Origin of the sequence: Streptomyces sp. NBC_00859 (assembly GCF_045161865.1) — a bacterium.
Lineage (GTDB): Bacteria > Actinomycetota > Actinomycetes > Streptomycetales > Streptomycetaceae > Streptomyces.
In genome coordinates, this window is record NZ_CP108826.1 from 7,820,767 (window position 1) to 7,828,254 (window position 7,488).

General features: G+C 66.3%; 5 protein-coding genes. 2 read left to right on the forward strand and 3 right to left on the reverse strand.

The genetic code is table 11. The annotated features are described in order from the left end of the window. Positions 1–5: 5 nt before the first annotated feature. From OG584_RS34520 to OG584_RS34530, 3 genes are all read right to left on the reverse strand, one after another. Positions 6–278 carry a phosphopantetheine-binding protein gene (locus OG584_RS34520; RefSeq protein ID WP_405783763.1) on the reverse strand — a complete coding sequence of 91 codons (273 nt, stop codon included), beginning with the start codon at positions 276–278 and terminating at the stop codon, positions 6–8. Beyond that, positions 275–1,852, reverse strand: coding sequence for an amino acid adenylation domain-containing protein (locus tag OG584_RS34525; RefSeq protein WP_405783764.1), 1,578 nt, complete (start codon positions 1,850–1,852; stop codon positions 275–277). The genes OG584_RS34520 and OG584_RS34525 overlap by 4 nt, the downstream gene beginning before the upstream one ends. A 69-nt stretch (positions 1,853–1,921) precedes the next feature. Next, on the reverse strand, positions 1,922–2,119 hold the full coding sequence (locus OG584_RS34530) for a ferredoxin (RefSeq protein ID WP_405783765.1): 198 nt from the start codon (positions 2,117–2,119) through the stop codon (positions 1,922–1,924). A 323-nt stretch (positions 2,120–2,442) separates the two neighbouring features. Here OG584_RS34530 and OG584_RS34535 point away from each other — a divergent pair, with 323 nt between their 5' ends. Beyond that, positions 2,443–5,562, forward strand: a complete 3,120-nt coding sequence (locus OG584_RS34535) for a non-ribosomal peptide synthetase (protein WP_405783766.1) — start codon at positions 2,443–2,445, stop codon at positions 5,560–5,562. A 334-nt stretch (positions 5,563–5,896) separates the two neighbouring features. Then, on the forward strand, positions 5,897–7,348 hold the full coding sequence (locus OG584_RS34540; protein WP_405783767.1) for an aldehyde dehydrogenase family protein: 1,452 nt from the start codon (positions 5,897–5,899) through the stop codon (positions 7,346–7,348). Positions 7,349–7,488 lie beyond the last annotated feature (140 nt).

Below are 7,488 nucleotides of genomic sequence, written 5' to 3' on the forward strand. Positions count from 1 at the left end.
TTTTGTCAGCCGTTCTGCGTTGTGGAATTGAGATGGCTAATAATGCTGCCGGCTGCTTTGCCTATGGTCTCCTCGAAGAGGAGCTGTAGGTCGAGTTCCGCTCCGAACGTGTCTTTGACACGCTGGTTTAGTTCGGCAGCGAGCATCGAATGGCCGCCAAGATCGAGAAAGTTGTCCTGCGCGGAGGCCGGCTCCTCCAGGATCTCCGCGGCCCATTCGACGACCATGCGCTCTACCACCTCAGGTTCACAGGCGTCCCGGGATGTCGTGTGGCTCATCTTTTCTGTGTCTCCTCTTTCCATGACCGGGCGATTGCGGCCCGGTCCACCTTTCCGTTGACCGTGCGCGGCAGTTCCGCCAGCCGCAGATAGCGCGCAGGGTGCATATAGGACGGGAGCAACGACTTCATGTGCTGTCGCAGCTGCCTCGGGTCAAGGGAGGGGGCATCGTCGCCGGTGACGTAGGCGCATACCAGGCGAGTGTCCGAGGCCTTGAAATCGTGAAGGGTGACGACCGTGTCCAGCACCGCCTCATGCCGGCGCACGGCTGCTTCGATATCACTCAGCTCGATGCGGTAGCCACGGAGCTTGACCTGCAGGTCGACCCGTCCGTCGTAGACGAGGCTGCCGTTGCTGTCGCGGCTGACGAGGTCTCCTGAGCGGTAGTAGCGACGTATCCCGCCCGTCGCGGGGTCGGGTGCCGTGGGGAACTTATCGGCGGTCAGCTCAGGCCGGTTCAGATAGCCATCGGTGACCTGAGGGCCGGCCAGCCACAGCTCGCCCTTCTCGCCCACGGGTGCCTCGCGGTCCTGATCGTCCACCACTCGGATCACGAAGCCGGGCAACGGCTCTCCGATGACCGAGGTGTCCCCGGACAGATCGTCTTCGGTCACCTCGTGGAACGTCGTGAAGACGGTGGTCTCGGTTATCCCGTACCCGTTGACCAACCGCGGGCAGGTCATCCCGTACTGCTTGGCCCAGGAGCGCAGCGACGGAGGAGACAGCTTCTCTCCTCCGAAGATGATGTAGCGCAGTGCCGGCAGCGCGGTCCCGGAGCGTGCTGCCGCGTCGGCCAGCGAGGCGAACGCCGTGGGTGTCTGGTTGAGGACCGTGATGCTGCGCGCGGCGATCAGACGCAGGCTCGTGTCCGGGGAGCGCGCTGCCCACTGCGGCAGCACGACCAGTTCCGCGCCCGTGCTCAGGGCGCCCCACATCTCCCATACGGAGAAGTCGAAGGCGACGGAGTGGAACAGCAGCCACCGGTCGTCGCAGGTGAAGGTGAAGACATCGGCCGCGCCGTCGAGAAGCGCCTGCACATGGCGGTGGCGTACCGGGACCCCTTTGGGTTCCCCGGTCGTTCCCGACGTGTAAATGATGTAGGCCGTCTCATCGCTGCCGGGGGCGTGCGTGGCCGGCACTGCCGCGGCGCCGGGCCGGGAGGCCGCGGAGACCTCTTCTTCTGTGAGGAGTGCGCTGATGTGGGGTGGGAGAGGCGCGTCGCCCCACGAGCCGACAAGGGTTTCGGCCGCACTGTCATGCGCGATGAACTCGCGGCGAGCCACGGGATGGCGAACGTCGAGCGGCACATAGGCGGCGCCGCACTTGAGGATGCCGAGAACGGCCGCGACGCAGTCCGCTCCGGGCGGCATTCGCAGTACGACCCGGTCGCCCTGGGCCACCCCGCGGACGCGAAGGAGCCTTGCCACGGACTCCGACCAGGCATCCAACTCCGCGTAAGTGAAACGCCGCTCCTCCTCGGACAGAGCAGTGCGCTCCGGCCAGGTCCGGGCTGAGGCGCGGAACCGGCTCACCAAATCATCGGGACCGTCCTGACCTGTCCCCACTGCGCGCATCCGTGGCACTGTTCCCTCCCCCTTTTCTTGCTTCGTCGCCGCAAGACGATGACTGTCTCGCCGCATGCGTCAGCGGAACGTGATCGCGCCGGACGGGCACAGGTGGACGGCCTCCTCGACAGCGCGATGCTGTTCGCTGGGCGGATCCGTCTGTATGACCCGCACTATTCCGTCCTCGACGCGTTGATCGAATACATCCGGTGCGACCAGAACGCACTGTCCGGCGCCCACACACACCTTGGTGTCGGCTTCGACATTGAGCACCATGGGTAATTCCCTCGCTCACCTGAATTGCTTGCGGATACTGCATCCGTAAGCATGGTGCTGGACCTGAGGGCATTTCGGGAAGGGGGGTGATTTAGGAGTGGCGATCTGCGCGATCAAATACTGTGGGCGAGCACCGTACCAACGGCGTCCGGCCGGAAGCCATTCCCGCCCTACTGTCCTGTCGACAGGACGTTCTTTCGGTGCTGCCGGACCACGGATATGTATCTATTGGTCGTGATACAACCGTGGCGGTCGGCGCGAAAATACGGCCAGAGCCTGGCGAGCATACTCAGACGAGCAGAGTGAACGGGGAGCAGACGCGCATGTCTTCAGCGTCCATTGCGCAGCGTCGAGTGTGGTTCATCCACCGATTCGGTGAGAAACCGTCCGCGGTAGCCGGTGTCCTCGGCCTGCGGATGACGGGCCGCCTCGACACCGTGGCCCTGGACACAGCGCTGCACGATCTCGTTGTCCGGCACGAAGTGCTGCGCACGCTGTTCCCGGAGGGCCCTGATGGTCTGCCCCGGCCGCAGCCACTGGACGCGGAGCGTGCTGTGATGAGCGTCCCGATCGCGGACGTGACCGCGGCGGATGCCGCGACCGCCATGATCGACGCGGTCCGTCAGCCCTTCGATCTCGACAGCGAACCGGGCTTGCGGGCCGCCCTGTTGAGATACGGCCCCGACTCCCACACGCTGATTCTGACGGCCCATCACATAGCCGTTGATGAAGCATCCTTGTACCGGCTGCTGGCCGAGCTCTGCTCTGCCTACAACGCCCGCCTGCAGGGACGGGAACCCCAGTGGACAGACACCGTATTCGAACGTACCCGGCACGCCGACGGCGAGCGAACCCTCGGGACGGAACCGTCTCGCCCGGGAACCGGAACCTCGCAGCAACTCGCCTACTGGCAGGCCGAACTGGCCCAACCGCAGGCAGCGATGCAACTGCCCGTTGACCGGCCACAGCCGCTCAAACCCAGCGGACGGGCCGATACCCTGTCTCATCCGCTGGACGCCTCATTGGTCAGAGAGCTGAGGCGACTGGCACACCGTAAGGAAGTTCCGCTCGACCGCCTCGTGCGGGCGGCGCTCGCGGTGCTCCTGCACCAGATGGGCGCGGGCACGGACATCGTCATGACGGTGCCGAAACCGGCACCGGACGTCATAGGCCCCTTCCACGATCTGTCAGTGCTCCGCATAGCTCTCGGTGGGAACCCGGCCTTCATCGAGTTGGTCGACCGGTTCACCGCGCGAGAGCAAGCGGCGTCCGAACATCAGGACGTCCCCTTCGCCCACCTGGTCACCCAGTGCGGCCGCCACCGGTCCGACCACCCCCTCATGCAAGTGCTGTTCGCAGGCACGGAAGCGGCGCCGGCCGTCCGCCTGCAGGGACTGGCGGCAGCGCTGGAGCAGCCCGCACAGCAACACGCCGCACACGACCTACGCTTCGCTCTGAGGGAAGGCGCGCCCGAGGACCCCGACGGCATGGAGGTCCGCATCACCTACGCCGAAGACCGCTTCGACCGTTCGACCATCGCGGTCATGGCCACCGGGATGGCCGCCATTCTGCGGACTGTCGCGGCAGACCCCGGCGTTCGGGCGGGCCGCGCCGACATGCTGGATGAGCGGGAGCGCCGAGAGCTGCTCGCCCATTGCGCGGGAAGCCGCACGGCAGCATCCCCGATGAGTATCCCGGTGATGGTGCAGCGGCAGGTACGTGCCACGCCCGAGGCTCCCGCTGTAACGGACGGCGCCACCTCACTGACCTATCAAGAGCTCGATGACCAGTCGTCCCGTCTTGCCCGGCGGCTGTGTCGAGAGGGCGCACGGCCCGAGGCCGTCGTAGCAGTGGCCGTCGCCCGCACCACCGACCTCGTGGTCGCTCTGCTGGCCGTCCTGAAGACCGGCGCCGCCTATTTGCCCGTCGATCCCCGCTACCCCAGCGGGCGGCTCGGCTTCATGTTCTCCGACGCCGAGCCGTGCCTGATCCTCACCGACCAGGAGACGGCTTCCAGCCTGCCGGTCCATGAACTGCCCGTCTGCAGCATCGAGACCTCCGCGGCCGCACACCCTGAAGGCACGGAGAACACGCCGCTGCCACTGAGCCCCAAACCGCAGAATCTCGCCTACGTGATGTACACATCGGGCTCGACCGGAGTACCTAAGGGCGTTGCCGTCACGCACGGGAACGTGGTGAACGGCGTGACCCGACTGGCCCCGCTCGTCGGCATGGAGCCAGGAGCGGTCATGCTGGCCGCAACCTCGGTCAACTTCGACGTCTCCGTGTTCGAGATCTTCACCGCGCTCAGCACGGGGGCCAGGATCGACGTCGTCCGCGACGTCCTGGTCGTGGGAGAGCGAGGCGGCTGGACAGGCGATGTCATACACACCGTCCCCTCCATGTTCGCCGAAGTCCTCGACCAGGTCTCCCACGCCGTCAAAGCGCGCACGGTGATCTGCGCAGGCGAGCAGCTTCCAGTCGACCTCGTCCGCCGGGTCCGCGCGGAACTCCCCGACGCCAAACTGATCAACGCGTACGGACAGACCGAAAGCTTCTATGCCACCACCCACACCCTGACCCAGCAGCCCGCCGGGACCGCCGGCGTCCCGATCGGAAGGCCCCTGGGGAATATGCGCACCTACGTGCTGGGTCCCGGCCTCCTTCCGGTTCCCCGCGGCGTCACGGGCGAGCTGTATGTGGGGGGCTCCGTGGCACGCGGCTATTACGCCAGGCAGGGGCTGACCGCCGAGCGCTTCGTGGCGGACCCGCTGGGCGCGCCCGGCGAGCGGATGTACCGTACCGGCGACCTGGCACGCTGGAACAGCGACGGTGTGCTGGAGCACCTGGGGCGTACGGACAGCCAGCTGAAGATCCGTGGCATGCGTGTCGAGCTCGGAGAAATCGAGGCAGTCCTGGCCGCCCACCCGGACATCGCGCAGGTCGCCGTCGCCGTGCGGCCGGGCGGTCGCCAGGGCCACAGCCGCGTCGTGGCCTACCTCGTCCCCGAGGCCGATCCAGCGGCTTGTCACGACGCGGACGCGCTGGGGGCGCGGGTCCTGCGACGCTACGTGGCCGACCGTCTGCCGGCCCACATGATTCCGGCGGCGTTCGTGGTCCTGGAGCGCCTTCCGCTCACCCCCAATGGCAAGCTGAACCGCTCCGACCTTCCCGAAATCGGACAAACCGCGGTGAAGCCCCGACTGCCCGAGACCGCGCTGGAAGGCGACTTGGCATTGTTGTTCGCAGAAACGCTGCATCGCGCCCCAATAGGCATGGACGACGACTTCTTCGACCTCGGGGGAGACTCACTCCTCGCCGTGGGTCTGCTAAAGCGCATTCAGCAGACGCAGGGCGTCGGGCCCACGATGCACGATTTTTTTGCAGCCCCTTCGGTTGCCGGTATCGCCGACCGCCTGACGTATCGTCGGCACACGGACTGAGCACACCCGCCGAATCCGCAGGTAGACAGGGCGCGCGTGGCCGTGTCCGGTTGCCAGGACACGACCCCTGGGGTGCACACAGCCGGATTCCAGCTCCTGACGGGCTGCACGCTATTGCCAAGAACTCGGGCGCCTTGTTTTCTGGTGTTCGACCGGGCGCATGCCCGGCCAATGCTGAATCCAAATGCACCGGTAATTCGGTGCACGGCGGGATCCCAGAGAATCTGCAGGCGCCGATAACCTTCGGCGAAACGCCGAATCGGAAGTCTCTTTCGTTGCGGGGCATGGTCGCCGCCCACGAGGCTCCGTCCCCTACACGAGCCGGGAGTGCAGCGTGAGTACACCGTCCATCCAAGGAGCCGTACATGAGGCCGTACGGCGTGCGAGAGCTGCACAGGCTCTCGCCGGCGCATGGTCGCAGGATCACGTCGACGACGTGGTGGCAGCTGTCGCCTGGCGCTGCTACCGCGAGGACAACGCACGTCGCCTCGCCACTCTTTCCCACACCGAAACCGGCCTGGGAGACCCGGAACACCTCTACGAACTCCAGCGCAAACGTGTCATTGGGCAGCTCTTCGAACTCCACGGCCAAACGACGGTCGGGACGGTCGAGAACCACCCCGAACTGAGCCTGCGCAAGATAGCCAAGCCGGTGGGCGTCATAGCCGCGGCCAGCCCTGCGACCGCGCCGAGCGCCGGCATCGTGTGCAATACGCTGCCCATGCTGAAGACACGTAACGCAGTCGTCTTCACGCCCAATCCCCGGGCGCGCACCACGGCGATGGAGACCATCGACGTCATCCGCGAAGCGCTCGCGGACATCGGCGCTCCGGCCGACCTCGTCCAGTGCCTCCAGATAAGCGGCCGTGAGGCCGCCGAGGCGCTGATGGCCGCAGCAGACCTCGTGGTCGCCGTGGGCGGACCGGGCACGGTGCGACGCGCCTACGCCAGCGGAACACCCGCAGTGGGAGCCGGCGTCGGAAACTCCACCGTCATCGTCGACGAGACGTGCGACATCACATCAGCTGCCGCCACCATCCTGACCGGAGCCAGCTACAACAACGGCACTTCGTGCTCCTCGGAGAGCAACGTCCTCGTGCACAGCTCGGTCTCCAGCGAGTTCCGTGCCGAACTGACACGCTCTCACGCACATGTATGCACCAGGGACGAGACCGAGCGAGTGCGGAAAGCTCTGTGGCCCGACGGGCGAACCCTCGACCGTGACCTGATCGGCAAGCCGGCCGGGGCGATCGCCCTGGCCGCGGGAATTATCCTCACCGAGCCAACCATGATCACCACTATCGTCCTGGACGGGGACGGCGAAGCAGCCGGCAGCCCCGCTCTCGGCGAGAAGCTGTCTCCCGTACTTACCCTGCTGACCTATGACCACTTCGACGATGCGGTAGAACGCGTCCACCACATCCTGGAAGACTGCGGACGCGGACACAGCGCAGGCATCCACTCCCGCAGTCCGGAACGCCAGAACCTGCTCGCGCACCGGATCCCCGCCTGCCGCATAGTCGTCAACCAGTCCACCATGACCAACAGCGGCAGCTTCACCAGCGGAGTACCTTTCACCGCCACGCTCTCCAGCGGAACCTGGGGCGGAACCAGCGTGTCGGGAAACGTCACCTGGCGCTCCTACGTGAACCTGACGACCGTCACCGGCCCCATCGCCGAACGCCACCCGGATGAAAAGGCCCTTTTCGGGCGACACGCGGCCGCCGCAGCCTCAGGTTCCGACACCGCCCGGGTCCAGTCGCGACGTCTCGAGAACGTCCTGTAAGCCGCACCCGCACAACCGGATCCCGACGCCAACGACACCCGAGATCCGTCCGGTCCTTCGACCGAAACCACAGAGAGCCCCGTCCACGGGCCCGAACAACCGCCTATCTGAGTCTTGTAGTGCTGGGGGAGTGCCGAGCT